24 protein-coding genes are annotated in these 23721 nt (G+C 74.1%); 15 read left to right on the top strand and 9 right to left on the bottom strand.

The genetic code is table 11. The features are described from left to right. Positions 1 to 238: 238 nt before the first annotated feature. A complete protein-coding gene (locus tag AMK19_RS09900; protein WP_073810168.1) occupies positions 239 to 493 on the bottom strand; it encodes a hypothetical protein in 255 nt (84 codons plus the stop codon). A 184-nt stretch (positions 494 to 677) separates the two neighbouring features. On the opposite strand from AMK19_RS09900, the gene AMK19_RS09895 reads away from it, so the two are divergent. After that, complete coding sequence (locus tag AMK19_RS09895) at positions 678 to 1598, top strand: NmrA family NAD(P)-binding protein (protein WP_073810166.1); 921 nt, start codon at positions 678 to 680, stop codon at positions 1596 to 1598. A 381-nt stretch (positions 1599 to 1979) separates the two neighbouring features. Here AMK19_RS09895 and AMK19_RS09890 read toward each other — a convergent pair whose 3' ends face one another. Then, positions 1980 to 2342, bottom strand: coding sequence for a hypothetical protein (locus tag AMK19_RS09890; protein WP_073810165.1), 363 nt, complete (start codon positions 2340 to 2342; stop codon positions 1980 to 1982). Between the two features lie 170 nt (positions 2343 to 2512). On the opposite strand from AMK19_RS09890, the gene AMK19_RS09885 reads away from it, so the two are divergent. From AMK19_RS09885 to AMK19_RS09860, 6 genes are all read left to right on the top strand, one after another. Beyond that, the gene (locus AMK19_RS09885) at positions 2513 to 3835 is read left to right on the top strand and encodes a globin domain-containing protein (protein ID WP_083646627.1); all 1323 of its coding nucleotides are present in this window, start codon (positions 2513 to 2515) and stop codon (positions 3833 to 3835) included. Between the two features lie 333 nt (positions 3836 to 4168). Further along, entirely contained in the window at positions 4169 to 4582 is a 414-nt protein-coding gene (locus AMK19_RS09880; protein WP_073810164.1) for a hypothetical protein, read from the top strand. Between the two features lie 495 nt (positions 4583 to 5077). Further along, positions 5078 to 6838 (top strand): aa3-type cytochrome oxidase subunit I, encoded by a 1761-nt coding sequence (gene ctaD, locus AMK19_RS09875; RefSeq protein ID WP_073810163.1) that lies wholly within the window; start codon positions 5078 to 5080, stop codon positions 6836 to 6838. A gap of 121 nt (positions 6839 to 6959) precedes the next feature. Next, a complete protein-coding gene (locus AMK19_RS36465) occupies positions 6960 to 7487 on the top strand; it encodes a hypothetical protein (RefSeq protein ID WP_073810161.1) in 528 nt (175 codons plus the stop codon). A 26-nt stretch (positions 7488 to 7513) separates the two neighbouring features. Next, complete coding sequence (locus AMK19_RS09865) at positions 7514 to 8236, top strand: sigma 54 modulation/S30EA ribosomal C-terminal domain-containing protein (RefSeq protein ID WP_073810160.1); 723 nt, start codon at positions 7514 to 7516, stop codon at positions 8234 to 8236. Positions 8237 to 8821: 585 nt separating this feature from the next. Continuing rightward, positions 8822 to 9586: a sporulation protein gene (locus tag AMK19_RS09860; protein WP_073810158.1), complete on the top strand. Its 765-nt coding sequence runs from the start codon at positions 8822 to 8824 to the stop codon at positions 9584 to 9586. A gap of 56 nt (positions 9587 to 9642) precedes the next feature. Here AMK19_RS09860 and AMK19_RS09855 read toward each other — a convergent pair whose 3' ends face one another. After that, complete coding sequence (locus AMK19_RS09855) at positions 9643 to 10815, bottom strand: magnesium and cobalt transport protein CorA (RefSeq protein WP_073810157.1); 1173 nt, start codon at positions 10813 to 10815, stop codon at positions 9643 to 9645. 444 nt (positions 10816 to 11259) lie between these two features. Between AMK19_RS09855 and AMK19_RS09850 the strand changes: the two genes are divergently transcribed. Next, positions 11260 to 12117 carry a helix-turn-helix domain-containing protein gene (locus AMK19_RS09850; protein WP_073810155.1) on the top strand — a complete coding sequence of 286 codons (858 nt, stop codon included), beginning with the start codon at positions 11260 to 11262 and terminating at the stop codon, positions 12115 to 12117. A 196-nt stretch (positions 12118 to 12313) separates the two neighbouring features. Here AMK19_RS09850 and AMK19_RS09845 read toward each other — a convergent pair whose 3' ends face one another. Both AMK19_RS09845 and AMK19_RS09840 read right to left on the bottom strand, forming a co-directional pair. After that, positions 12314 to 14203: a serine hydrolase domain-containing protein gene (locus AMK19_RS09845; RefSeq protein ID WP_073810154.1), complete on the bottom strand. Its 1890-nt coding sequence runs from the start codon at positions 14201 to 14203 to the stop codon at positions 12314 to 12316. Positions 14204 to 14341: 138 nt separating this feature from the next. Beyond that, the gene (locus AMK19_RS09840) at positions 14342 to 14647 is read right to left on the bottom strand and encodes a hypothetical protein (RefSeq protein ID WP_143200136.1); all 306 of its coding nucleotides are present in this window, start codon (positions 14645 to 14647) and stop codon (positions 14342 to 14344) included. A gap of 165 nt (positions 14648 to 14812) precedes the next feature. Here AMK19_RS09840 and AMK19_RS09835 point away from each other — a divergent pair, with 165 nt between their 5' ends. Both AMK19_RS09835 and AMK19_RS09830 read left to right on the top strand, forming a co-directional pair. Further along, positions 14813 to 16483 (top strand): sensor histidine kinase, encoded by a 1671-nt coding sequence (locus tag AMK19_RS09835; protein WP_073810151.1) that lies wholly within the window; start codon positions 14813 to 14815, stop codon positions 16481 to 16483. A 158-nt stretch (positions 16484 to 16641) separates the two neighbouring features. Next, complete coding sequence (locus tag AMK19_RS09830; protein WP_073810149.1) at positions 16642 to 17406, top strand: maleylpyruvate isomerase family mycothiol-dependent enzyme; 765 nt, start codon at positions 16642 to 16644, stop codon at positions 17404 to 17406. A gap of 1 nt (position 17407) precedes the next feature. On the opposite strand, the gene AMK19_RS09825 is transcribed toward AMK19_RS09830, so the two are convergent. Further along, positions 17408 to 18094 carry an aspartate/glutamate racemase family protein gene (locus AMK19_RS09825; RefSeq protein WP_073810147.1) on the bottom strand — a complete coding sequence of 229 codons (687 nt, stop codon included), beginning with the start codon at positions 18092 to 18094 and terminating at the stop codon, positions 17408 to 17410. A gap of 163 nt (positions 18095 to 18257) precedes the next feature. On the opposite strand from AMK19_RS09825, the gene AMK19_RS09820 reads away from it, so the two are divergent. Continuing rightward, positions 18258 to 18998 (top strand): beta-glucanase, encoded by a 741-nt coding sequence (locus tag AMK19_RS09820; RefSeq protein WP_143200135.1) that lies wholly within the window; start codon positions 18258 to 18260, stop codon positions 18996 to 18998. A 36-nt stretch (positions 18999 to 19034) separates the two neighbouring features. Here AMK19_RS09820 and AMK19_RS09815 read toward each other — a convergent pair whose 3' ends face one another. Continuing rightward, the gene (locus tag AMK19_RS09815) at positions 19035 to 19658 is read right to left on the bottom strand and encodes a response regulator transcription factor (protein WP_073810146.1); all 624 of its coding nucleotides are present in this window, start codon (positions 19656 to 19658) and stop codon (positions 19035 to 19037) included. Positions 19659 to 19894: 236 nt separating this feature from the next. On the opposite strand from AMK19_RS09815, the gene AMK19_RS09810 reads away from it, so the two are divergent. Then, positions 19895 to 20101 carry a DUF6011 domain-containing protein gene (locus tag AMK19_RS09810; RefSeq protein WP_073810144.1) on the top strand — a complete coding sequence of 69 codons (207 nt, stop codon included), beginning with the start codon at positions 19895 to 19897 and terminating at the stop codon, positions 20099 to 20101. Positions 20102 to 20112: 11 nt separating this feature from the next. On the opposite strand, the gene AMK19_RS09805 is transcribed toward AMK19_RS09810, so the two are convergent. Next, a complete protein-coding gene (locus tag AMK19_RS09805; protein WP_241844320.1) occupies positions 20113 to 20874 on the bottom strand; it encodes an adenosylcobinamide amidohydrolase in 762 nt (253 codons plus the stop codon). Positions 20875 to 20987: 113 nt separating this feature from the next. Between AMK19_RS09805 and AMK19_RS09800 the strand changes: the two genes are divergently transcribed. The 3 genes from AMK19_RS09800 (at position 20988) to AMK19_RS09790 (ending at position 22861) form a co-directional block, all read left to right on the top strand. Further along, a complete protein-coding gene (locus tag AMK19_RS09800) occupies positions 20988 to 21662 on the top strand; it encodes a TetR/AcrR family transcriptional regulator (RefSeq protein ID WP_073810829.1) in 675 nt (224 codons plus the stop codon). Between the two features lie 266 nt (positions 21663 to 21928). Continuing rightward, positions 21929 to 22129 carry a DUF1918 domain-containing protein gene (locus tag AMK19_RS09795; protein WP_073810143.1) on the top strand — a complete coding sequence of 67 codons (201 nt, stop codon included), beginning with the start codon at positions 21929 to 21931 and terminating at the stop codon, positions 22127 to 22129. 36 nt (positions 22130 to 22165) lie between these two features. After that, positions 22166 to 22861: a DedA family protein gene (locus AMK19_RS09790; protein ID WP_073810141.1), complete on the top strand. Its 696-nt coding sequence runs from the start codon at positions 22166 to 22168 to the stop codon at positions 22859 to 22861. Between the two features lie 103 nt (positions 22862 to 22964). Here the strand turns inward: AMK19_RS09790 and AMK19_RS09785 are convergent, their stop codons facing one another. After that, positions 22965 to 23714: a PIG-L deacetylase family protein gene (locus AMK19_RS09785; RefSeq protein ID WP_073810139.1), complete on the bottom strand. Its 750-nt coding sequence runs from the start codon at positions 23712 to 23714 to the stop codon at positions 22965 to 22967. Positions 23715 to 23721 lie beyond the last annotated feature (7 nt).

Raw genomic sequence — 23721 nt, 5'->3', positions numbered from 1 at the left:
GGACTGGCAGCACGTGTACACCAGCCTCTTCTGACCGGGCCCAGCACGGTGCGCACCACGTGAGGTGAACCTCTCGGAAGAAGGTGCTTCAGGCGCTACGGGACATGGCGCCGGTGAACGTTGCTGCAACCAGGGCCAGTGTGCTGGGGAGGGGAGCCGCCCGGCCGATCGCCGGGCGGCTCGCATGCGTTGGGCCGCAGCCGCGCGGCCGGCTGTCAGCCCGTCACGCGGTCGGCCGTCAGTCCGCCAGGGTGCCGCGGTAGCCGACGGGGCCCTCGTTGGGGAACTGCGCGGTGCCCTGGAAGCTGCTGCCGTTGTCGAAGAAGGTGACGCTGCCGCTGCCCGCGTCGCCGTTCCACGTGACGGTGGTGCCCGTCGCGGGCGCGCCGTCGCCGGGGGCGACGTCGTTCCGGTTGGCGATGCTGAGGGTCAGCGGCGCGTCGTCCTGCCAGCCGCCGCCACCCGTGTGGATCTCCGTGTTGTACGTGGCCATCTCCGTGTCCTTCCTCGTTGACCGTCGGAGGGTGGACCCGCGTGGTCTCCACGCGGGTCCACCGCTCCCAACGCCGCCACCGGGAGCGGGGGCACGGACGGTCGGCCACTCCAACCCGTTCGCGTCACCACCACCGCATCAACCTGACGCAACGTCAACTCCTGTGCTACGGAGGACAGATACTGTGCAACCGATCCTGGTCACCGGCGCCGCCGGTCGCGTCGGCGCCGTCGGCCGGTCCGTGGTCGAGACGCTGCGACGACGCGGGCTGCCGGTCCGCGCCCTGGTGCGCCGTGACGACGAACGTGCGCGCGCGTTGCGTGCCACCGGTGCGGAGGTCGTCGTCGGTGACCTGACCCGCACCGGCGACGTGGCCGGGGCGCTGACCGGCTGCGCGCGGGTCTACTTCGGCATGGGGGTGTCCGACCAGTACCTGCAGGCCGCCCTCACCACGGCGGCCGTGGCGCGCGAGACGGCGTGGCTGGAGGTGTTCGTCAACATGTCGCAGCTGACGGTCTCCGAGCTCGGGGTGTCCGACACCGGCGAGTCGCACCAACAGCGGCAGCAGTGGCTGGTGGAGCAGGCCCTCGGCTGGTCGGGGCTCCCGGTGGTCGAGGTCCGGCCGACCGTGTTCCTCGAGAACCCGCTGTTCCGGGCCGGCCTGTCCGCCGTCGCCACCGCCGACGCCGTCCGACTCCCGCTCGGTCCGACGGCCCGGACGTCCCCCGTGGCGGCGGCGGACGTCGCCGAGGTCGTCGCCGAGATCCTGGCCGACCCGCAGCCGCACCTCCGCCGCGCCTACGAACTGACCGGCCCCCGCACGCTGGACGGCCCGGCCATCGCCGCCGAGGTCTCCGCCGCGCTCGGCCGGCCGGTCGCGTACACGGACGTCCCGCTGGACGAGTGGATCGAGCGCGACCTGAGGCCGCTCGGCCTGCCGGAACACGCCTTCCAGCACATCTCCACCATGGCCCGCCTGCACGCCGAGAACCGCTACGACCGCCACGCCGACGGCGTCCGGCAGGTCACCGGCCGCCCGGCCACCGGCATCGGCGACTGGGTCCGCCGGAACGCCAGGCTGCTGTCGGAACCCGGGCGGGCCTGAGCACAGCACCCGACCTCGTCCGGTGGCACGGCACTGCGCGAAGGCCACCTCGCGGATCCGTCGAATCGCCCGGCCGGGCCCGCCCACCGCCAACTCAACGCGCAGATCGCCCAGTTGCAGAAGCCGGTGGAGGTCGCCGAGCGGGCCGTCGAGATGGAGCGGACCGACGTCCGGCCGCCGCCCGGATGGCGAAGGAGGACGGCGCGGGACGCGTGCCGGACGTGGTCGCCCGGCTCGCCCCCCCCCCCCCCCCCCCCCCACCGATGCCTGAACGGCTCCCGGCCGTCACCCGACCGGCACCGGAACCGGCCGGCCCGCCCCGCCCGCGAGCCCGTCGCGGCCGGCGCCGGAACCGGCCGGCCGGACCCGTAGCCGGGACGGTCAGGCGTCGGAGTAGCTGAGGTCGCCGACCGACCAGGCGCTGATGTCACCGATGGCGATGCGGTACATGCCGCCGGTGTGCGGGAGGCCGAAGTTGCCCTGGAGGATCCTCGCCCGGTGCAGGTGCAGGTGGGTGGGGCGGGCCGGCGGGCCTTCGACGGGCGGGGCGAAGAGGGCGGCGAAGGGCTTCAGGTGGTCGGAGGCCTCCAGGACGTCGGCCACGCGTTCCCACCACAGGGCCACCGGGGCGAGCCTGCCGGTGATGACAGCGCCGGGGACCACCACCGTGAGGGACATCTGGTTACTGTGCTCGGATTCGACCATCGAGGCGATCTGGACGAGCAGCCCATCGGGGTTCGACATGCACTCCAGCGTAGGACACGCCCCCGCGCGTGCCCATGCTCCCGGGCCGAGCCGCCCGCGACCGCCCGCAGCCGCCCGTATCGTCGCAGGTCAAGGGCCGAACGTCCCGGCTTCGGGCGGCCGAACAGTCCATGATCATCTCGTCTACACGTGTGGTTAGCCTGGCGTTCATGGAGTTCATCAGCAGCGGCGCTCCGCGCACCGCCACCCCCACCGCCCTCACCGCCGCCCACGTCCTCACCGTCGGCGCCTACGACGAGGACGCGTTCAGCCCGGAGTACGACCGGCTGCTCGCCCGCCACCACGCGATGCGCTTGCGTCGCAGCATCCTCGCCCCGCCCGGCCGGTCGTCCGGCCCACAGCGGCCGTCGGTGGAGCCGCCCGAGCCCGGAGACCGGGACTTGATCGTCCGTCACCTCACGCCGCTGCTGCCGTTCGACTCCCTGATCGAGGTGCTGTACGACGCGATGTTCCTCCGCCGACCGTACCTGCGGCGGCTGTTCCCGGAGTCGATGGAGTTCCAGCGCCAGCACCTGGGGCACATGTTCCAGCACCTGATCGACCACCTCGACCGGCCGGACGAACTCGACGGCAAGCTACGGGCGTTGGGCGCGGACCATCGCAAGCTCGGGGTGTGGCCGGCGCACTACGAGGCGTTCGAGGAGGCGCTGACCACCGCACTGCGGGTGCGCGGCGGGCGGGCCTGGACCGGGCAGGTCGAGGCGGCGTGGCTGCGGATGCTGCGGTTCTCGGTGGCGGCGATGGTCGCGGGCGCGGAGGCCGCGTCCACCGAGCCGCCGTTCTGGCACGGCGAGGTGGTCGGCCACGAGCGGCGCCGCCCGGACCTGGCGGTGCTGCGGGTGCGCACCGGCGAGCCGTACCCGTACCGGGCGGGCCAGTACGCGGCGTTGGAGTCGCCGCTGCTGCCGCACACCTGGCGCACCTACTCGGTGGCGTGCGCGCCGCGCGAGGACCGGGTGCTGGAGTTCCACGTCCGCCGGACCTCGCCGGGCGGGCTGAGCGCGGCGCTGGTGGACGGCACCGGTGTCGGCGACCAGGTCCGGGTGGGCCCGGCGCGCGGCGAACTCTCGCTGGACGGCGACGGGTCGGACGTGCACCGCGACCTGCTGCTGATCGGCGGGGGGACGGGCCTGGCGCCGATGAAGGCCCTGGTGGAGGAGTTCGCGGCGGCGCACCGGGCGCGCGGCCGGCGGGTGCGCCTGGTGGTCGCGGCGCGCGGCCGGGAGGACCTGTACGACTGGCCGGCAATGGTCGAACTCGCCGCCAACCGCTCGTGGTTGGAGCTGACGCCGGTGCTCGGACCGGACCTGGAGGGCCTGGCCGCGCTGCTCCGCGGCCACCAGAGCCTGCCGGGCCTGGCCCTGCTCAGCGGCCCGATCGGGATGGTCGCCGGCGCACGTTCGCTGCTGCTGGACGCGGGTGTGCCGGACCACCGGATCCGCTACGACGGCGCGACCCGCGGCTCCCGCTGAGGGGCCGCCCCGCCGCGGCCGACCGCCCGCTTCCCGGGCCGCCCGCCGCTCGTTCCACCGGCCGGTCCGCCGCGACCGGCCACCCGGCCCACCGCCGGACTCGTCGGCCGGTTCACCAGAGCCGGCCGCCCGGCCCACCGGCCGGTTTCGCCACCCGGCCCACCGGCCGGTTCGCCGTCAGGCCCCGCCGAACGGGGCCGTTCGGCCCTTCCGCCGCGGTTTCCGGCTTGGGGACAGTGACAACCCTGGCCATCTGGTCGGCGTTTTGTGTGTTTCCGGCCCGCATGCCGCGGGCCGGTCGGGTTGGGCGTGGGTGCCCGGAGAGGCCGTGCGATGGAATCCGACGAGGTCATGCTGGCTGTCCGACTCACCACCGCCGACCGGACGCTGCTGCGGCGCCTGGCGCACGGGCACCGCGGCGACGTGTCCGAGGTGGTGGCGGACGCCCTGCTGGACGTCCTGCCGTCCGTACTCACCGGCGGCACGCCCCAACTCGCCGACGAGCTCCGTCGGTTCGCCCCCTGCGCGCTGACGGTGTGGCTGCCGCCGGAGCTCGCCGAACTGCTCCCGGCGCTCGCCGACCGGATGACGGACCTGAGCGGCGTCCGCCCGGGCTCGCCGTGCGCGGCGCTGGGCGCGGCCGTCCGGCTGTGGCTGCGCCAGGACCCGGCCCTGCTGACGGCCGGCCTGCGCACCCTGCACAACACGGACGCGCGCCACCACCACGCGCACCCCGTCGCGGCCTGACGCACCGCCACTTCCCTCCGACGCACAGGCGTGTCTCTTTCCGACCGCTTCTCGTCCGACTACGCCCTCTTGCGTCCGATACGTGCATGTTTGCGCACCGTTCGCGACCAGGTACCTGATCACCGCGCCACCGCCGCGTACCACCGCGCACCCGCCGACCGCCGCCGACCGCCGCCGACAACCGCCGCAGCCTGGCGGTCCGTCAGTCCCTCCCGCCCCCGGGCCGTTCGGCTCGTGGGGGCCCGGGGACCGGGGACGCCCGGCCGTCCCGGGCGGGACCATCGGCCCAAGTCCGGGGCCTTGCGCAGGAACGAGCATGGAGCGCCGCCGCTCGGCGGGGGTTGCTCCACTCCCCGGAAGCACCCCCGGACCGAGCGGTCCGGCACTGCGCCGCCGCCCGGATCCGGACGACGTCACCGGTCTCCTGTCAAGGCAGGTGACGGCCGGTCGGGCGGCGGCGCCACCAGGTTCGGCAAGGACGAAGGAGGGCGGCCGATGGCTGCCATTGAGGCGAGTCGGGACACGGCCGAGGCCGTACCCCGGCGCACACCGGGCAGCGCGCTGGTGCGGATGCTCACCACCACCGATCACAAGACGATCGGCACGATGTATCTGGTCAGCGCGTTCGGGTTCTTCCTGATCGGCGGTGTGATGGCGCTGGTGATGCGCGCCGAGCTCGCCCGCCCGGGCACCCAGATCCTGTCGAACGAGCAGTTCAACCAGGCGTTCACCATGCACGGCTCGGTGATGCTGCTGCTGTTCGCGATGCCGCTGTTCACCGGTTTCGCGAACTGGATCATGCCGCTGCAGATCGGCGCGCCCGACGTGGCGTTCCCGCGGCTGAACATGCTGTCGTACTGGATGTTCATGTTCGGCTCGCTGATCGCGGCGGCCGGCTTCCTCACCCCGCAGGGCGCGGCGGACTTCGGCTGGTTCGCCTACGCGCCGCTGTCGGACGCGGTGCACTCGCCGGGCGTCGGCGCCGACATGTGGATCATGGGCGTGGCGTTCAGCGGCTTCGGCAGCGTGCTCGGCGCGGTCAACTTCATCACCACGATCATCTGCATGCGCGCGCCCGGCATGACCATGTTCCGGATGTCGATCTTCGCCTGGAACGTGCTGCTGACCTCGCTGCTCGTGCTGATGGTCTTCCCGGTGCTGGCGGCCGCGCTGCTCGCCCTGGAGATGGACCGCAAATTCGGCTCGCACGTCTTCGACCCGATGAACGGCGGGCCGATGCTGTGGCAGCACCTGTTCTGGTTCTTCGGCCACCCGGAGGTGTACATCCTGGCGCTGCCGTTCTTCGGCATCGTCTCGGAGATCATCCCGGTGTTCAGCCGCAAGCCGATGTTCGGTTACTCGGGCCTGATCGCCGCCACCATCGCCATCGCCGGCCTGTCGGTCACCGTGTGGGCGCACCACATGTACGTCACCGGCCAAGTCCTGCTGCCGTTCTTCTCGTTCATGACCTTCCTGATCGCGGTCCCGACCGGCGTGAAGTTCTTCAACTGGGTCGGCACCATGTGGAAGGGCTCACTGTCCTTCGAGACGCCGATGCTGTGGGCGACGGGCTTCCTGGTCACCTTCCTGTTCGGCGGTCTGACGGGCGTCCTGCTGGCCGCGCCGGTGCTGGACTTCCACGTCTCCGACTCGTACTTCGTGGTCGCGCACTTCCACTACACGCTGTTCGGCACCGTGGTGTACGCGATGATGGCGGGCTTCCACTTCTGGTGGCCCAAGTTCACCGGCAAGATGCTGGACGAGCGCCTCGGCAAGATCACCTTCTGGACGCTCACCATCGGCTTCCACACCACCTTCCTGGTCCAGCACTGGCTGGGCGCCGAGGGCATGCCGCGCCGCTACGCCGACTACCTGGCCGCCGACGGCTTCACCGCGCTGAACACCTTCTCCACCATCGGCTCGTTCCTGCTCGGCCTGTCGATCCTGCCGTTCCTCTACAACGTGTGGAAGACCGCCAAGTACGGCGAGAAGGTCACCGAGGACGACCCGTGGGGCTGGGGCCGCTCGCTGGAGTGGGCGACCTCCTGCCCGCCGCCCCGCCACAACTTCACCAAGCTGCCGAAGATCCGCTCGGAGTCCCCCGCGTTCGACCTGCACCACCCGGAGATCGCCGCGCTGGACTACCTGGAGAACCACGGCAAGCCCGCGCCGCACCTCGGCGACGTCACCCCGGCCACGTTCGACCTGCCGGAGCGCGAGCGCCGTCGCCTCGCCGCGTCCTCCTCCGAGGACTGACCGGCTCCACCGTCCGTCGGACCACAGCCCGACGGGCCATCGAACGCCGTCCCCGCCCCGCCGTATCTCCCGGTCCGGGCGGGGCGGGGACGGCACCCCCTCAGCTCTGGAGGAACCCGCCATGGCCCACCCCGTCCTGGCCCTCGGCACCGCCGCCGTGACCGCCGCCGGCAGCGCCTGGTACCTGCCCGCGCTGCTCGACCTGCGGGCCGGCGCGGACCGTCCGCGCACCGCCCGCCTCGCCGCCGCCGGCTGCCTGCTGTGGTGGGCCGGCCTGGCCGCGGCCGCGGTGCTGCTCACCGCCCCGCTCAGCTGGCACGTTCCGCTCGGCGCGGCCCTGACCGGCGCGCTGTCGGGTGCGGCGCTGCGCGTCCTGGCCGCCGTCGAGCGGCGCGCCGACCGGCGCGAACAGGACCGTGCCTGGGGCTCCCTGCCGTACGACCTGCCCACCGTCCGGGGCGTGCGGCCGTCCGCCGCCACCGTCGGCTGGGTGACGGGCGGACTCGCGGTGGCCGCCGCGACCGCCGCCGCGACGCTGCTCGCCGGACGCCCGGGGCCGACCGGCTCCGCGGTGGTGACCGTCGCCGGGTCGGTCGGGCTGTGCCTGCTGATCCTGCTCGTCGCCCTGAACCGCACCCGCCCGCACTGACCCCCCGCGTTGGAGGAAGCACAGCCATGGACGTCGCCGAGTCGATCACCCTGCACCCGGCCGGACTGCCGGGCGAGGCGGCCGCCCTCGCCCGGGCCCGGATCGCCACCGTCGCGCAGGACGGCTCCGCGCTGGTCGAAGCCGTCCGGATCCGCCTGGCCGGAGCGCCGGGACGGGTGCTCGCCCAGGTCAACGCCGAGGTGGACGGACGCCGGGTCCGGGTGCAGCTGGCCGCGCGCGGCATCGGCGAGGCCGCCGACCGGCTCGCCGACGAACTGCGCCAGCGCATCCGCGCCGTCTCCGCGAGCTGGCGGCCCCGGCCCTGGCCCTCCGCGACCGCCCGCGCCGTCGACCTGCCCGCGACCGGCAGCGAGCGCATCGTCCGCGTCAAGTCGCCTTCGCTGGTGTGGTGTTCACCCGACGCGGCGGTCCGCACCCTGGACGCCATGGACTACGACGTGCACCTGTTCACCGACCCCGCCACCGAGACCGACGCCGTGGTCCACCGGGTCGGCCCGACCGGCTACCGCCTGGCCCGCACCCGGCCCGCCGCACCACCGCAGCGGCCCGCCACACCGCTCACCCTCAGCCCGCACCCGGCCCCGCCCCTGACGGAGCAGCAGGCCGCCACCCGCCTCACCGCCGCCGAACTCCCGTACCTCTTCTTCACCGACCCCACCACCCGCCGCGGCCGCCTCCTCTACCGCCGCCTCGACGGCGACCTGGCCCTGCTCGTCCCGGCCGGCTGAAAACCCTGCTGAGCGCCTCGCCCGCTGGACTGCCTCCCGGCGGGCGCGCTCCTCCAGCAGTCCGGCAGCGCCTACGGAGACGTGCTCACCGGCCGCGAAGGGCGAGTTCATGTCGTGGGCCCACAGCCCCCGGGCGACGGCGTGCGGCACCTCGTGGTCGAGACACGACTCGTAGTCGACGATCGTTCGCGCGATGCGCAGCGACTCGTCCGAGGGGCCAGCGGCCCGGGTCTTGCGACGTGCCACAGCGAACTCCTGGCAAAGGCGTTGTGGGACAAGGAAGTTGGCGTGTTTACCCAAGTCTTGCCAGGGTCCTACGATGAGTTTGCCGAGACAAGCGCTGGGCCGAGGGGGACCGGATGGCAACTGCTCAGGACGGGGATGCCGGGACACCCGACAAGAAGGAGAGCGGGAGAGGCGGAAGGCTCGGATTCCGCTTGGCAATTGCCGGTGTCCTCATCGGTGTGCCGGCGTTCTTCGGCTTCCGCCAACTCGCTGGACATCCCGACCCGCATGCGGGCGACATCAGAGCATGTGACGCGTTTGTCGCCGTTCGAAACCCGAATCTGTGAGGAGTGCCCCCGGATGGTGTTCAAGCGGCTTCTCGGTGCCCTGGGCGTCGGCGGACCCGGCGTCGACACGGTGCTGTCCTCCCCGGCCGTCCAGCCGGGCGGCACTGTGCACGGGCAGGTGAACCTGGTCGGCGGTGAGCGCGAGGCCCAGATCAACGGCATCACGCTCGGGCTGGTCGCCCGGGTCGAGATCGAGCACGAGAACGGGGAGAGCCACGCCGTCAGGGAGTTCACCCGGGCGCAGGTCTGCGGCCCGCTGCGGCTGGCCTCCGGGGAGCAGCGCGCCGTCCCGTTCGCGCTGCCGGTGCCGTGGGAGACGCCGCTGACGGCGGTCGGGGGCCACCACCTGGCGGGCATGGCGCTCGGGGTCCGTACCGACGTGGACATCGCGGGCCAATTGGACCGGGGGGACAGCGACCCGCTCGCGGTGGAGCCGCTGCCGGTCCAGCAGCGGGTGCTGGAGGCGATGGCGGCGCTCGGCTTCCACTTCCACCGGGCCGATCTGGAGGCCGGCCGGATCCATGGCACCGGCCAGACGCTGCCGTTCTACCAGGAGATCGAGTACCGGGCGGCGCCGCAGTTCGCCCGCCGGTGCAACGAGGTCGAGCTGTCCTTCGTCACCTCGCCCCACCAGGTGGAGGTGGTGCTGGAGTTCGACAAGCGCGGCATGTTCCGCAGCGGCGACTCGGTGCGCACGTTCCGACTGGACCACACCTCCGGCGGGCACGACCTGACCGGCACGGTGGACGGCTGGATCCGCGGCGTCCTCGGCCACTGACCGGACCGGGCCCGGGCCGCTCCCGGGCCGCTCCCGGGCTTTCGGCCGGGCAGGCCCTACAGCCAGTCGCGCTTCTTGAAGATGAGGTAGAGGCCGCCGCAGACCACGCCCATCAGGGCGATGGCGAAGGGGTAGCCGAAGGCCCACTTGAGTTCGGGCATTTCCTCGAAGTTCATGCCGTAGACGGTGCCGATGAGGGTGGGGGCGAAGAGGATGGCGGCCCAGGAGGAGATCTTCTTGATCTCGTCGTTCTGGGCGTGGCCGGCTTCGGCGAGTTGCTTCATCTCCTCGTTCTGGCGCTGGGAGACCAGGGTGCCGTTGACGGTGAGGATGTTCTGGAGCATCTGGCGGAAGCCGTCGACGCGTTCGGCGGCGTAGGTGGCGTGGTCGGCGACGTCGCGGAGGTAGCGCTGGAGTTCCTCGTCGGTGCCGTACTTCTGGAAGCCCGCTTCGAGGGCGCGCATGATCTCCAGGAGCGGGCCGGTGGCGCGCTGGAGTTCGATGACCTCGCGGGAGAGTTCGTAGATGCGGCGGGAGACCCGGGGGTCGCCGCCGAAGACCTCGGTCTCGATCTCGTCGATGTCGTGCTGGAGGCCCGCGATGACGGGGGCGTAGCCGTCGACGACGGCGTCGAGGACGGCGTACAGGACGGCCTCGGGGCCGAGCGCGAGCAGGTCGGGGTCGGCTTCGAGGCGGCCGCGGATCATCGACAGGTCGGGCGACTGGGAGTGACGGACCGTCAGGACGAAGTCGGGGCCGACGAAGAGGTGGATCTCGCCGAAGTCGACCTCTTCGACGTCGTCGAGGTAGCGGGCGGCGCGCAGCACCACGAACAGGGTGTCGCCGTAGCGTTCCAGCTTGGGGCGCTGGTGGGCCACGATGGCGTCCTCCAGCGCGAGTTCGTGGAGGTCGAACTTCTCGGCGGCTTCGACGAGTTGGGCCTCGGCGGGCCGGTAGAGGCCGATCCAGGCCATGGTGCCGGGCTTGCCGGGGAGTTCGCGGTAGATCTCGGCGAGGCCGGCCGGTGTCTCTATCCGCCGCCCGTCGCGGTACACGGCGGCGTCGACGACGGAGCCCTCGACGGAGGCGGGACCGCGGTCGTCGGAGTTCTGCTCGGAGCGCGGGTCCATGGAGTGCTCGGGCGCGGCGGTGTGGTCGGCCACCAGCCGGGGGCTGCGGCTGAAGGGTCGCTTGCTCGCGCGCACGGCGCGCACACGCCAGTCGGACATGGCGGGTACCTCCACGGGTCTGGTTCCGTCACGCCTCCGCACGGCGGGGGGGGACGGGCGACACCGGACGGTCCGCGCGACAGCAGGGCCCGCGTTCAGCGGGCGGTGCGGGGGCGAGGGTTCCGGGTGCCGGGAGTGGGTGAGAACTGCCCGGAGCGGGGCCGACTTCGGCCCGGACTACTGCACTCCACTGCTCTCACCTCCGCATTCTCGGGACGCACCGGGGCGTCACGACCGTCGCCCAGTGTAGCCCCGCACGCCCCCGCCCCCGGCCGGGGCCCCCGCCGGGGCCCTCGGCGGGGGCCGCACCGAGGGCCGCACCGGGGCCCCCGGCACGGCCGCAGCGACCACCGGGAGCCCGACGGCCACCGGCCGGCAGGGTGGCACTCGCAGGGTTACCTTCGGCCGCAGACTCGCCCGGTCCCCCGAGGCACACTGATGCGTATGGACACTTCGGCGGATCTCGGTGAGTTCCTGCGCAGCCGACGGGCGTTGCTGCAGCCGCAGGACGTAGGTCTGAACGCGACGGAAACCCGCCGCCGGGTGCCGGGGCTGCGCCGCGAGGAGTTGGCGCTGCTCGCCGGGGTGAGCGTCGCGTACTACACGCGGCTGGAGCAGGGCCAGAGCGTCAACGCCTCGGACGGGGTACTGAACGCGGTGGCCCGCGCGCTACGTCTGGACGGTGACGAGCACGCCCACCTGCGCGCCCTGGCCCGTCCCGACCGGGCGTCGGCGGGCCGGAGTTCGGCGCCCAGGCCGGAACAGGTCCGGGCGTCGACGCGGCACCTGATCGCGGCGATGGACCGCATCCCGGCCGTGGTCCTGAACCACCGCTACGACTTCCTGGCGTGGAACCCGCTGGGGCACGCCCTGCTGGCCGGGCACCTCGACCCGTCCGCGCCGGACCTCCCGGCCGAGCGTCCCAATCTGGCCAGGCTGCTGTTCCTCGACCCGCACACCCGGGAGCTGTTCACGCACTGGGAGGCCGAGACGAAGGTCGCCGTGGCGGCTCTCCGGCTGACGGTCGGGCGGTACCCGGAGGACCGCCAGCTGGCCGAGCTGGTGGGTCATCTGGCCATCCACAGCCCGGAGTTCGCCTCGCTGTGGGCCCGCCACCCGGTGCGCGAGTGCACGGCCGGCACCAAGTCCTTCCACCACCCGCTGGTGGGCGAGCTCGACCTGGGCCTGGAGAACCTGCGCCCCTCGGACAGCAGCGACCACCGCATCCTGCTGTACATCCCCGAGCCGGGCTCCCCGTCCGCCGCCGCCGTCGACCTGCTGGCCGGCACTCTCCAGCGCTGACGGTCAGCCGGCGTTGCCGTCCAGGAGTTCGCGGGTACGCCGCAGCAGGGCGTGGCGCACCTCGTCGGGCGCCAGCCGTTCTGCCTCTCCACCTGGCCTGAGCCGGCCCCGGCCGCGTCACCCCCACCAGAGCGCCGAACGCCCCGGCCGAAGCCCCTGCCCGAGCGCCCGCCCGCGCCGGCCCAGCAGGGTCGCGTCAGCCCAGCAGAGCGCCGAGCGGCCCGGCGATCAGGTGGTAGTGGGCGAGGAACGCCGTGAACGCGCAGCAGGCCAGGGCGGTCAGGGTCATCGCGAGGCGGCCGGGCAGTCGCCACCAGTGGCGCAGCCAGCCGGCGGCGGCGCCGGCGGTGACGGCGAGGGCGGCGAGCGGGAAGGGCGCGCCCCACCAGGTGGGGGCGAGGGCGAGCGGGGTGCCGAGCGGGACGGCTTCCATCATGGCGTTGCCGTCGGAGACCAGGGCGAGCAGCGCGGCGAGGAATCCGGCGGCGAGCACGCCGGCGAGGGCGGCGGCGGCCCGGGCGGCCTGTGCGGGTCGCGGGTGGGCGGGGCGTCGGCGCAGTCGCCGGGCGAGTGCGGTGGCGGGGACGGCGACGGCCGCGCCGAGCAGGACCGTCAGGGCGGCGAACAGGACGGCCAGGCGCGGGCCGGGCCGCTCGCGCCAGGTCAGTGCCTCGAACGCGGTGGACGGGTTGTCGGAGACGCTCAACACGCCGTCGTGGAAGGCGATTTCGGCCTGTCCGTCGCGTTCGCGGTAGCGCTCGCCGCCGAGCGGCAGCCAGTGCTGTTCGGGGTGCCGGGGGTCGAGTGCGAGGCCGTCGGTGCGCAGTCCGTTGCCTTCGGCGGTGACGGTGACGGAGCCGAAGAGTTCCTCGGTGCGCATCAGGCTGTCGCGGCTGACCCGGGCGGCCCGGTACGTCCCGGCGACGCGGTCGGCGTCGGCGGGGCTGCCGCTGCTGCCGCCGGCGGCGGGCGGCCGGGCGCCGGGGAGGGCGTCGACGACGGCGCGGATCAGCTCCTTGCCGTCCCAGTTGGCGCTGCCGTCGATGCCGTCGCCGTTGTAGACGACGTAGATGCCGATGCCCTGTTCGGGCAGGATCAGCAGGTTGCCGTGGAAGCCGGGCAGGTCGCCGTCCTTGAACCAGCCGGTGAACCCGTCGCGCGTCCAGCCTTCCCAGGCGTATCCGACGCCGGGCAGGTCGGGGTGCTGCCGGTAGTGGGTGGTCTGCATCAGGCGGGCGGCGGCGTCGGGGGCGAGTTGGGCGCGCATCCAGCGGGCCATGTCGGCGGCGGTGGTGACGCCGCCGGGGCCGCTGGGCGTCCAAGGTCCGTACTGGCCGTGTTCCTCGACCCAGCCGTCCGTGCCGTCGGGCCGGTAGCCGCGGGCGGGTGGCAGGCCGTCGGGGTGCGGTTGGGCGAAGGAGGTGCGGGTCATGCCGAGCGGGCCGAGGACGGCCGCGCGGAGCTGTTCGGCGAACGGGCGGCCGCTGACGCGTTCGACGACCAAGCCGGCGAGGGCGGCGCCGTAGTTGTCGTAGGCGACGACGGTTCCGGGCGGCCGGACCCGGGCCGGGCGGTGCTCGGCGAGGCTGTCCTCCAGGCTCGAAAGGCCTTGGGGTGTGGCGGAGTTGACGCCGACCAGGTCACTGTCGAAGCCGGCCGTGTGGGTGAGCAGGTGGCCGGTGGTGACGGGGTGGCCGGGGTAGGTGTCGGGGATGCGGTTGGCTGGCGGCAGGTACCGGTTGACGTCGGCGGCGGGGTCGAGCTTCCCGTCGGTGATCAGTTGGGCGGCGGCCTGCGCGGTGAACAGCTTGGCCAGCGAGCCGAGGTAGAACTCGGTGCGTTCGGGGTCGACGGGCGTCCGGGCGGCGGTGTCGGCGACGCCGTAGCCCCGGGTGAGCACGCTCCCGTCGGCGCCGACCACGGCCACGGCGGCGCCCGGTATCCGGTCGCGGCCCAGCTGCGCCGTCACCGTCCGGTCGATCAGCTCCCCCAGCGGGGCCGGGACGGCGGCGTGGGCGGGCGCGGCGGCGGGCAGCAGGGCGGTGACGGCGAGGGCGAGGACGGCGGCGGTGCGGCGCTTGATCATGCGTCAACGATGGCTCCGGGCAGGGCGGTCGGGGCAGTGCCAGGCGCATCCGTCGGCATGCATTCTGCACGTCCCCCGGGTGCGGAACCCAGGTGCGGAACCCAGGTGCGGAACCCCCGAGTGCGGGCCCCCGGGCGGTCAGAGCTCGCAGTACCTGACGCAGAACTCGTGCGGCGCCTCGCCGGCGAACTCGCAGCAGAGGGGTTCGTCCTCGCCGTCGTTCCCGAACTCGTCGCGGTTGCGGAACTCGGTCACGATCCGGCCCGCCTCGATGCGCGACACCCCGACCTGCTTGGCGAAGTCCACCTTCAACAGGTCGGTCTCCAGCGCCAGGCACCGCACCGAGTACCGTCGCGCGGCGTCCGGGTGCTTCGCGAACACCGCGTCCAGATCCTTGAAGAACTCCGGGTCCCCTTCCGGCCCGCAACGGGCATGCCCAGTCATGGCGACCTCCTCGGACTCCGTGGCTCCTCTCCACCCTCCCGCCGTTGCCGCACCGGCGCGCGCCCGCGCGGTCCACCGGCCGGCCGGGGTGCCGGGGTGCCGGGGTGCCGGGGTGCCGGGGTGGCGGGGTGCCGACGGCATGATCAACTCGGGCACAATGGCGGGGTGTTCGGGGGAACGAAGGACGAGGACGAGGGCCTTCCGGGCCCGGTGGTGCTGTCGTTGGTGCTGCTGGGCGCGATGTTCGGGATGGCCGCGCCGGCCTACGGCGGGTGGTGGCCCGCGCCCGCCGCGCTGGTGGCGCTGGCCGTGCAGGCGGTGCACTGCCTGCCGTGGACGACCCGGCTGCGCGGCGCGTGGACGCTGGCCGCCCAGCTGCTGCTCGCGCCCTGGTCGGGCGTGCCCGGCTTCGCGGCCGCCTCGGTGCTGCTGCTGGTGCGCCGGCCGGTGCGCTGGGTGCTGTTCGCACTGATCGTGGCGGGCGCGGCGGCGCTCGCCGGGGACGGCGGCTACCGGGCGGCGAACGGCGCGAGCAACGCCCTCGCCCAGGGCCTGACGGTGTACGCGCTGACCCGGCTGTTCCACCTGTACGCCGAACTCCACGCCGCCCGCGACCGGTTGGCGGCCGCACAGGTCTCCCGGGAGCGGCAGCGCGCGGCCCGCGAACTGCACACCGCGATCGGCGTCCCGCTGGCGGCGGTGCTGCGGCTGGCCGCCGACGGTGACGCCGCCGCCGCCGCGGCCACCGCCCGCCGGGCCGCCGCCCGGGTCCGCGCGACACCCGAACCACCGCCGACGGCCCCCGCGCCGGACGGCCCGATGCCCGCGCCGGTGCTGCCCGTCCTGATCGCCGTCCATCTCGGCTACCTGGCGGCCGGCGTCGCCCTCCTCCTCGACCTCGCCCTCCCGGGCGGTCAACTCGCGCTCTGCCTGGCCGCGTTGACGATCGTCACCGGCCTCCAGGTGCACCACTCGCTGCCCCGCCCGCCGGGGGTGCGCCCGCCCGGGTACGGCTGGACGTGGGCGCTGCAGTGCGCCCTCGCGGCCGCGGTGCTGTTCGGTCCGGACGGCCCGCACCCGCAGCTGCTGGCCTTCGCCGCCGCGTCCGCGCTGGTGCTGCTGCCGCCCGCCGCCGGCTGGCCCGCGTTCGGCGCGGCGGTGTTCGCGGCCGGCACGGTCGACGGGACGGCGGCCGTGGACGTGGTCACCATCGCACTGGTCTACTACGGCCTGACGCTGCTCACCACGCTGGTGCACCGGGTCCGCGAGGCCCGCCGGGCGCTGGCCGAACTGGCCGTCGCCCGGGAGCGGCGGCGGATCGCCCGCGACGTCCACGACCTGCTCGGCTCGGGCCTGACCGCCGTCGCCGTCACCGCCGAACTCGCCCTGCGCGAGCCTGCCGCCGGCCACCTGCCGCGCGCCGCCGCACTCGCCGAGCGCACCCTGGCCGAGCTGCGCGCGATCCCCGCCGACCACACCGAACTCGACCTAGACCGCGAACTCGCCTCCGCCCGAGCCCTGTTGGCCGCTGCCGGGATCGAGCTGCGGCTCACCGGCGCCCCGGAGAGCACCCCTGCCGCCGCCCGCCCGCTGCTCGCGGCGGTGCTCCGCGAGGGCGTCACCAACCTGCTGCGGCACAGCCGGGCCACCCACTGCGCGCTCGCCCTCCACCCGGGCGGCCTGCGCCTCACCAACGACCGCCCCCGCCCCGGCCCGCACCGCCCGGGCGACGGCACCCCCAACCTGACCGCCCGCGCCGCCGCCCACGGCGCCGCCCTCGCCAGCGGCCCGGCCGGCCCCGACCACTGGACGCTGGCCGTCGCCCTGGATCGCTGAGAAGTCGGCTCCTTCGGGCTGCGACGGCACCGCTACGGGCGCAAGGCCGACCACTTCGCCGACATCGCCGCACCCCTCATCCGCACCCGAAGACTCACCACATGAGGTGCCTTCTTAATCGAGTGCGAGCGCCCCGATCCGGGTGATACAAGGTCTGCGTGACTGAGCATCTCCAATTCCCCACCCTGCTGCGGATTATCGACGAGCGGTCCGCCGCGTTCCGCGCCGCCGTCGCCGCGGCCCCCAGCCTCGACGCCGACGTCCCGTCCTGCCCGGGCTGGACGCTGTACGACCTGGCGAACCACCTCAGTGAGGGGGACCGCTTCTGGGCCTACATCGTGCTGAACACCGCGCCGGGCGACGAGCGGCCGAGCAAGGACGGGCTGGCGGCGCCCGGGGAGCGCGAGGCGCTCATAGCCTGGCTGGCCGACTCGACGGAGCAGCTTCTCAGTGCTCTGCGCGAGGCCGGCCCGGACCGGGGCTGCTGGGCCTGGTGGGAGCCGCTGGCCTCGTCGCACACGGTGGCTGCCGTGGCCCGCCGCCGCGTCCCGGAGTCGCTGATCCACACCTACGACGCCCAGCTGGCCTCCGGTGCCCCGCAGGAGCTGCCGACGACCGAGGCGGTCGACGCCATCGACGAGTTCCTCTCCACCGTCTGCACCGGCACGAACCCGTGGCCGAACGAGCCCTCCACCATGGACTACCACGCAGCCGAGGCCGGCTCCTGGCGCCAGACGGTGGACGCCGCCGGTTCCCGCTTCACCCGCCTCACCGCGGCGGAGGCGGCCGGGAGCAGGCCCACCGCCGCCATCTACGGCACGGCGAGCGAGATGGCCCTGCTCATGTACATGCGCATCCCGGTCGGCTCGCTGCGGATGGAGGGCGACGCCGACCTGATCCAGCAGCTCCAGGACTGGGACTGAGTCACAGCGCGGCCGCGACCGCCGCCGAGGCGTGGATGCGGGTGGTGGGGAAGACCGGCACCGGGCTGTCCTCGGCGCCGACCAGCAGTTCGATCTCGGTGCAGCCGAGGATCACGCCCTGCGCGCCCGCCGCCACCAGCTCCGCGATCACGCCCCGGTACGCGGCGCGGGACTCCTCGCGGACCACGCCGAGGCACAGCTCCTGGTAGATCACCCGGTGCACCAGCTCCCGCCCGGCCGCGTCGGGGACGATCACCTCCAGGCCGTGCCCGGCGAGGCGCTCGCGGTAGAAGTCCTGCTCCATGGTGAACGCGGTGCCGAGCAGCCCGACCCGCTCGACTCCCGCCGCCAGCACGGCTTCCGCCGTCGCGTCGGCCAGGTGCAGCAGCGGGATGCCGATCGCGGCGGCGACCTGGTCGGCCACCTTGTGCATGGTGTTGGTGCAGATCAGCAGCAGGTCCGCGCCGGCCGCCTCGACGGACCGGGCGGCGGCCGCGAGCAGTTCGCCCGCCTCCTGCCACCGGCCGGCGGCCTGGAGCTGTTCGATCTCCGCGAAGTCCACCGAGTACAGCACGCACTTGGCGGAGTGCAGCCCGCCGAGCCGCTCCCGGGTGAGCTCGTTGAGCAGCCGGTAGTACTCCGCCGTGGATTCCCAACTCATGCCGCCGAGCAGGCCGATCGTCTTCATCGCGCCAGCCTGCCACACCCGGCCCGCCGGTCCGGCCGCGCGCCCTCGCACGCCCCCACGCCGGAGCTCGCACCTCAACGCGCCGGTGGATCGGGCGGTCGGCGAACGGTTTTGCCGGGAATGCCCCCGGATGAACCAATCGCACGACCCGGGAGAGTGTCCGGTGACCGCAGTGATCCCCCCGAACGGCAGCCCCACCGACCCGGCCGGCCCCGCCGTCGTCTTCGACGCACCGTTCTCCGACAGCTCCCAGTGGGCGGCCGGCGCCTCCTCCGCGTACCCGCCCGACGGGCGCAACAGCGGCGACAACAAGCTCGACCACCTGGTGCCGGGCTTCGGGCCGGACGGCGACGAGTTCGCCGCGGTCCGGGAGAACCCGTTCAGCTGGCGCACGCCGCTGGTGACCACGGAGAACACCCGGGGCAACTTCGAACTCCTCCCGGAGGACGTGCTGGAGGCTCAGTGCCTGCTGTCGGCCACCCAGGGCGCCTGGCCGGCGATCTGGACCTGGGGGCGGGACGTCGCCCCCGGCCGCCCGCAGCGCGGCCACGGCGAGGTGGACCTCTTCGAGTACCACCCCGACCACCCGCAGATGCTGGAGCTCAGCAACCACGTCAACCCCGGCAACCCCGCCTACCTGGACAATCTGGTCACCCCGGACACCTGGTTCACCCTCACCTGCCGCTTCGGCGCCGGCTCCGTGGACTGGTCGATCGACGGCCGCGCAGTCCACTCCGACGCCCGCGGCGTCGGCGCCGCCTGGCGCGCCTGGATCATCGTCAACCTCTCGGTCTCCGCCGGCCAGTGGGGCCACCTCCGCCCCCGCCCCGACATCCGCCGCATCTCCTGGCACTGCCGAAACCTCCGCGTGCTGCGCAACACCCCACCCCCGAACGGCAGTTGACCGCCCGCCAGGACAGGACCTGGCGCGACGGCGCCGCTAGCGGGCGGCCGCCGGGGGGAGCCAGCCGGACTCGCGGGCGATGCGGACGGCGTCGAGGCGGGTGCGGGCGTCGAGTTTGACCTGGGCGGCGGCCAGGTAGTTGCGGACGGTGCCGGGCGACAGGTGGAGGCGTTTGGCGATCTCGCGGGGCTCGCAGCCGTCGGCGGCCAGCGCGAGGGCCTGGGCCTCGCGTTCGGTGAGGGGGCTGGCGGGGGCGGTCAGGGCGCGGGCGGCGAGCTCGGGGTCGATCGCGGTGCCGCCCGCCGCGACCGTGCGGATCGCCTCGGCGAGGCGCTCGGGCGGCGCGTCCTTCGGCATGAACCCCGTCGCCCCGGCGGCCAGCGCCGCCCGCAGCACCTCGGGCCGCCGATGCGCCGTCAGGATCAACACCCCGCACCCGGGCACCCGTTCGCGCAGCACGCCCGCGTTGGTCAGCCCGTCCGTCCCCGGCATGTCGACGTCCAGCACCGCGACGTCCGGCCGGTGGGCGAGCGCGGCGGCGAGCACCTGGTCGCCGTGACCGGTGTCGGCCACCACCTCGATGTCACCGGCGTCCGACAGCAGCGCCCGCAGCGCACCGCGCACCAGGTGCATGTCCTCGGCCAGCAGCACTCTCACCATGACCGCCCCGATCCCCCCGTCGACACGAAGCGCCCAGAATACCCGCGCCCGACCCCGCGCCCGCCCCCATCGGACGCCCCGCCGGACGCCCCACCGGACGCCCCGCCGGACGCCCCGCCGAACGCCTCGCCGAGCGCCCCGCCGAACGCCCCACCGCAGGGCGACAACCGGAGGTCGGGCGGGCCTTCCGGGCCCCCAGTCGCACGGCCGCCGGGCCGGAATGGTGAACTGGAGGGGTGAGCACCGACCTGAAAACCATCGAACCGCCACTGCCGGGGACAGCTGTCGAGCGCCGCCCCGCCCCGGTCGTCCGGTGTCGTCGGTGCCACCGGCCGCTGCACTCCCCCGAGTCCCGCTGGGAGAAGCTCGGCCGGCACTGCGCCGACGCGCCCGAGCGCACCCGGGTCTACGTCATCGACCAGGACCAGCTGCCCGGCACCTGATCCCCCCGCACTCACCGACCCGTCAGCACGTCGGCCAGCTCGCAGCCCTGCACCGTCGCCGGGTGCAGCGGCGGCCCGTCGTACTCGGCGCGCCGCTCGCGGTCCAGCACCGCGCCCTCGAACACCGCCGCCCGCACCGCCCGCGCCAGCCGGGAGCCCCAGTGCGAACGCGGCCCGCCGAACGGCTCCACCGGCTCGCCCGCCACCGGCGTCCGCACGGCGACGCAGATCGCGTCCGACGGCGTGCCCGAGCAGTCGCGGCCCGCCTCCAGCAAGGCCTGCACCTTCGCCTCGGTGGCCGTCGCCAGCAGGTTGACCAGCCCGGCGTCCGCCACCGCCGCCGGCACCACCGCCAGCACGTTGATCGTCCCCGGAGCGAAAGCAACCCGCGCGCCCGGCAACATAATTGACGATCCGTCAGGTTGAGCGGCGGCCCAGGTGGGCACCCCGATGCCGGTGGTGACCACCGCCGTCACGCCGCCGTCCTCCGCCCAGGTGCAGGCGTCCACCTCGGCGGCCGTCATCAGGCCCACGCCCGGGCCCAGCAGGCCCTGCGCGGCGGCGAGTTCGGCCAGGTGCGCGTCCGGGTCCATCCGCCCGTAGCCGGCCCGGACCTGCGCGTTGAGGACCCAGTGGCGCTCGCCGAGGCCGCCACCGAGCACCCCGGAGCTGACCATCCGCCAGCCCGGCCCGGCCCGCCACACCAGCAGGTGCCGGCACCCGCCGTCCTCGATCCGCCCGGCCCGCTGCACCGCCACCGGCCGCCCGTCCACACCGACCCCGCCTCTCGTTCCGTCCGCCGTCGAACGGCCACCCAATCACACCGCCCCGCCGACCTGGCACGGGGATTGGCCGCGACGCGACCCGATGCGGCAGAGTGTCCGGCATGACCGCGCAGCCCTCCGCCCCCGTCTCCGCCTCCCGCGCCCCGGCGGCCGGCGCCCGCCGCCGCCCGGTGCAGCAGCGCAGCCAGGAGCGGTACGAGCGGCTGCTGGACGCCTGCGCGGGCCTGCTCGACGCGGTCGGCCCGAGCGGGCTGACCACCAAGGAGGTCGCGCAGCGCGCCGAGGTGCCGATCGGCACCCTGTACCAGTTCTTCTCCGGCAAGGACGGCCTGCTCGCCGCCCTCGCCGAACGCAACCTGGCGGTCTTCCTGGACGGCCTGGCCCGCCGGGTGGACGCCGCCGGACGCCCCGGCGTCGCCGAGTTCACCGACCTCGCGGTCGAGGAGTTCGTGGCGATGAAGCGCACCCTGCCCGGCTTCGGCCACCTCGACTTCGGCCTGGTCGACGCCCTCCCCTCCTCCGTCGAGGACCTGCACATGCTCGACGCCGAACTCGACAACAACGCGGCCGTCGCCCTGCGCCTGCGCACCATCGGCGGCGACCTCTTCTCCGCCCCCGGCTACGCGCTCGCCCTGCGGGTCGCCATGGAGTGCGCGGACGCCGTCCTCAAGCTCGCCTTCCGCGCCGCCCCGGACGGCGACCCGCAGCTGATCGCCGAGTGCAAGCGCCTGGTACGCAGCTACCTCGCCACCCCGCCGGCCGAGCTCGCCGGCTGACCGGCCTCGCCGACCCCGCCGACCCCGCCGACCCCGCCGACCCCGCCGATCGACGCCTCCCGCAGGCCGATCTCCCCGGTGGGCCGACCGTGTGTCGGCCGTGGGCCGAGTGCGGGCTGACCGGTTCCGCCATTGCACCGCCCGGAGCGCCGCCGCACAGTGGAAACAGGGGTCCGCGGAAGCAGGGGTCCGCCCCCGCGTCCCACCGGTCCCGGCCAGCGGCCGCCGGCCGCTCGGCCAGGTCCCGCCGAACCGCAGGAGCAGCCATGCAAGCCACCGTGGGAGACCACGTCCACATGTACAGCAGGTCGGTCGGCATGACCGACCGCAAGGGCGAGATCGTCGAGGTGCGCGGCACCGACGGCGAGCCGCCGTACCTTGTCCGCTTCGAGGACGGCCACGCCGGCCTCGTCTACCCCGGCCCCGACTGCATCGTCGAGCACCGCCTCGCCGAAGAGCAGCGCTGATCCCGGGCCTCGGCCCGGTGGGAGGAGCGGTCCGCCTTGCCCCCACCCCTGCCGGGCCCGCTGGCCCAGCTCGCGCCACTGCTGGACGACTACGGCTACCTGGCCGTCGGCGTCCTGGTGTTCCTCGACAACTGCGTGATCCCGGTGCCCGGCCAGACCATCCTGGTGCTGGCCGCCGTCTACGCGGGCGCCGGGCAGCTGTCGCTGCCGGTGGTGCTGACCGTCGCCGTGCTGGCCGCGTTCGCCGGCAACGGCCTCGCCTACCTGATCGGACGTACCGGCGGACTGGCGTTCGTCCACCGCTGGGGACGCTACCTGCGGCTCACCCCCGAGCGCCTGGCCCGCGCCGAGGACTTCTTCCGCCGCCGCGGCACCCTGGTGGTCACCGGCGCCCGCTTCGTCGACGGCCTGCGCCAGACCAACGGCGTCGTCGCCGGCACCACCGGCATGCCGTGGCGGCGCTTCCTGCCCGCCAACGCCGCGGGCGCCGTCCTGTGGGCGGGCGTCTGGACGGCGATCGGCTACTCCGCCGGCAGCAACATCACCGTCCTGTACCGGCAGGCCGTCCGCTACCAGGTGCTGCTGCTGATCGCCGTCCTCGCCGTCCTCGCCCTGGTCGCCAGCCGCGCCTGGCTGCGCCACCGCCGCCGTCGCCGCCCGGTGTACGACGCCGGCAGCCGCATCCCGCACCAGGACAGCGGCGAGGACGTCCCCGCCGACGGACGGCACTGACGCTCCGTCAACAACCGCTGGTTCGCGGGGCGCTGACGTGTACCATCATGGCGCGCAGTCGGGCCGCCCGCCCCGATCGCGCCCGACCACGCCTCGCCGCAGCTCAGCGGAAGTTGACCACCTCGAAGGCCGCGGCGAACGTCGTCCCGAGGCGGGCCCCCGCGATCCGGCCCATCGACTCCAGGAACTCGGCGGCGTTCGCCATCTCGCCGCTCAGACCCGCCAGATACGCCCGGTGGGCCTCCAGCGAAGCGACGCCGGCCGCGAACGTCTCCGTGATGTCGACGCCGTGCCGCCCGTCCGGCGACCCGGCCGCCCACACCTGGCGGACGCCGTTCCACGGTTCGTTGCCCTCGGCGAGCAGTTCCCGGAACACCCACCGGTTCCCGGCCGCCGGCACCGCGTCCAACGCGGCCCGCCCCACCGCGATGTGATCCGCCTGGTTCGGGAACACCCCGCCGTACGTGTCACGGAAGTTGGTCGTGATCACGATCTCCGGCCGGTGCCGCCGGATCGCCCGCGCCAGGTCCCGGCGCAGCGGCAGTCCGTACTCCACCATGCCGTCCGGGTACCCGAGGAACTCCACGGTGTCCACCCCGACCAGCGCCGCCGACTCGACCTGCTCCCGCTCCCGTATCGGCCGGCACTGCTCGGGCTCGATCCCGTCGATCCCGGCCTCACCGCTGGTGACCATCAGGTAGCTGATCCGCTTGCCCTGCGCCGTCCACCGGGCGACGGCTGCGGACGCGCCGTACTCCATGTCGTCCGGGTGCGCGACGATCGCCAGGGCGGTGCTCCAGTCCTCGTCCAGCGGGCCGAACGGGGGCTGCTGCTCGGTGGGGTTGCTGCTCATGGTGCTG

The organism is Kitasatospora sp. CB01950 (assembly GCF_001905465.1).
In the GTDB taxonomy this organism is placed as follows: domain Bacteria; phylum Actinomycetota; class Actinomycetes; order Streptomycetales; family Streptomycetaceae; genus Kitasatospora.
Note: the sequence above shows the minus strand (reverse complement) of the source record. Positions and strands in the feature narration are given on the sequence as shown.